Origin of the sequence: Streptomyces sp. HSW2009, from assembly GCF_040240285.1 — a bacterium.
GTDB lineage: Bacteria > Actinomycetota > Actinomycetes > Streptomycetales > Streptomycetaceae > Streptomyces.
This window is the reverse complement of record NZ_JBEHZD010000900.1, coordinates 1-1,926: the sequence shown is the minus strand read 5'-3', so window position 1 is coordinate 1,926 and position 1,926 is coordinate 1. Positions and strand designations below refer to the sequence as shown.

The 1,926-nt window shown below is 78.0% G+C and carries 1 pseudogene; it reads left to right on the top strand.

Annotated features, from left to right (window positions below):
* A pseudogene (locus AAHZ94_RS33375) lies at positions 1-1,926 on the top strand (hypothetical protein); the annotation flags it as partial.

The window sequence follows — 1,926 nt, the reverse complement described above, 5'->3', positions numbered from 1 at the left end:
CCGGCCGGCGCGTCCGCCCGACCTGCCAGCACGGCGCTGCCGGACGCCTCCGCCAACGCCTCCGCGCCGCCGCTCGCCGCTGGCCCTACTGACACGCCTCCGCAGCGCGCCGCGGAGGGCGCCGCGCAGCCCGGCCCGTACGCATCGGGCGCCCCGGGTGCACCGGACGCCCCGGATGACCGCGATACGGAGCCTCCTGCCGGCACCGGCACCGGCACCGGCACCGGCACCGGCTCGGGCCTCGTCGACGACTCCGCCGCGGGCGACTTCGAGACCACCCGCGGCGCGGGCGACGACCACGACGCGGGCGACCCCGAGACCGCCCCCGACGCGGGTGACGACCGAGGCCCAGGCGATGGCTCGGACGCGGGCAGCGACCTTGGCGCGGGCGACGGCTCCGACACGGGCGACGGGGCGGGCGTACGCGACGACTCCGACACGGGCGATGAGCCCGGCGTACGTGACGGCTTCGGCATGGACGAGGACCCCGGCGTACGCGACGACCCCGACGAACCGGGCACCGTCCGCCCGGACCGGGCTCCCGCGGCGGCCCCGGCAGGCACGCCGAACGGACGTACCGTTCCGCGTGCTTGGCCGGTGCTCGACCGGGAACGCGCGTTGGACACCAACGGTGCCACCCCCACCCCGACCCCCACGCGCACGCTCAACTGGCACCTGACCCACACCCCGGCGCGCCCGCCGGCCCCGCACCCCGCGGCGGCCCGCCCCCGTACGACACCCCCCGAACCGGCCGCCCAGGCCACCCCCGCCGAATCGATCAACCTGACCAAACCCCCGGCGCCACACACCGAACGCGACCGGCCGAGCATCGCGGACGCGCCGTACGACGAGTCCGCTGACGGGCCGTACGACCGGGACGCGCAGGAGGCCGGGGACGCAACGGCCACGCCGAGCCCGACCACGGCCCCGGGGCCCGAGTCAGAGCCCGCGCCTCAGCCCGAGTCAGCCCGGACCGGTGGCAGGGCCGCGCTCACGGATGCGGACGGGACGGCTGCTGACGCCTCCGATGCCGACGCGGTGCACGATGCCGTACCGGCCGGCTGGGACGCCCCGGACGGGGAGACCGCCGTACGGGACGAGGACCCCGCCGGGGACGACGGGCGAGCCGCCGACGCGTACGCCCCGGCCGATGCGTCCGTACCGGCCGCGGAGGACGCCGTTCCGCAGTCGGCTCAAGCGGGCCACGACACGAGCGGCGACGCGGACCGGGACGGCGTAACGGATGCGGATGCGGGTGCCGGTACGGGCGCGGGCGCGCGCGTAGGCGTCGATGTGGACGCGGGTCCGGAGCCGGGGCGGGGCTCTCGCCCCGGGGCCGGGGAGGCCGCGCGGGCCGGCGGCCCGTTCGCCGCCGGCGCCCCGCCGGTCAACCCCTTCGCCACCGGCGGGTTCGGTCTGGCGGACGCCGACGATGAGGTGGAGGCGCCGCCGCGCGCTCCGCGGTTGGCCTGGCCGCGCAACCTCGCGCTGCCGACGCCTAGCCCGGCGCTGCCGCCGCGCGTGCCGCAGGAGGACGCCCGGCCCACCGGTGCGGGCGAGCGGCCGGCGAAGCAGCCGTGGCCGTTCGCCTCGACGACGCCGGCGCGCCCGACCGTCCTCGGCACGTCCGACCTGCGCACGCCGCCGACGGGCACATCGACGCCCGGTACGTCCCCGACCGGCACCTCCACGTCGGGTACGCCTCCGAAGGGCACGTCGACGCCGCGCACGTCCACCTCGCGTACGGCTGCGTCACGCAAGACCACTGCGCCTACGACCGGACCGCGTACGGCTGGATCGCGTACGACAGGGCCGCGTACGACCGGATCGTCCGCGGCCTCCTCACCCACGCCCTCCTCGCGCGCGTCCGCGCCCGTGGGGCCGGGTGGGGTGGGGGTGCATACTCAGGGGTTGGGGGAACTACGG